The sequence below is a fragment of the Shimia sediminis genome (assembly GCF_003990645.1).
Taxonomy (GTDB): Bacteria; Pseudomonadota; Alphaproteobacteria; order Rhodobacterales; family Rhodobacteraceae; genus Shimia; species Shimia sediminis.
Map to the genome: position 1 here is coordinate 1 of NZ_RYZK01000100.1, position 591 is coordinate 591.

The window sequence follows — 591 nt, forward strand, 5'->3', positions numbered from 1 at the left end:
GTCCTGTCAGGTGTGCAGCAGTGTAAGTAGTGTCTGTAGTTCAGTTTTAGAGTGATGGCGCGCTTACAAACAGCGCTCCTTCTTCTAGCGATAGCAGCGATATGCGTCGATGCACATAACCGATACAAAAGACAAGCAGAAGAGCCGGCGAAAAAAGAAGAAAGTTTTGAAGCAGAATTATGCAAAGACAAAGACGCAGGAGAGTGGTTTAGGCTGGTAGCTGGAGAAGGTGACAACTGTCGTGACGTTATCCAGTGTACTTCATCGGGTTTACAAGCTATTCGTTGTCCTGCCGGTTTGTATTTCGACATTGAAAAGCAAACTTGTGACTGGAAGGATTCCGTGAAAAATTGCAAGCTCAAGAACAAGGAACGCAAGACCAAGCCACTCCTTTTCACCGACGAACCTCTATGTCCAGATGGCTCTTTGGCCTGTGGTGACGGGAACTGTATAGAGAGAGGTCTCTTCTGTAACGGCGAGAAGGACTGCGCCGACGGATCTGATGAAAACACTTGCGACATTGACAATGATCCTAATCGCGCTCCACCATGCGATCCAGCTGTTTGCGTACTTCCTGACTGTTTCTGTTCG

At 47.7% G+C, this 591-nt stretch carries 1 protein-coding gene; it reads left to right on the forward strand.

Annotated features, from left to right (window positions below; genetic code table 11):
* Nucleotides 1-54: 54 nt before the first annotated feature.
* A partial coding sequence (locus EK369_RS23020; protein WP_164727093.1) for a chitin-binding domain-containing protein occupies nucleotides 55-591 on the forward strand: 537 nt, incomplete at its 3' end.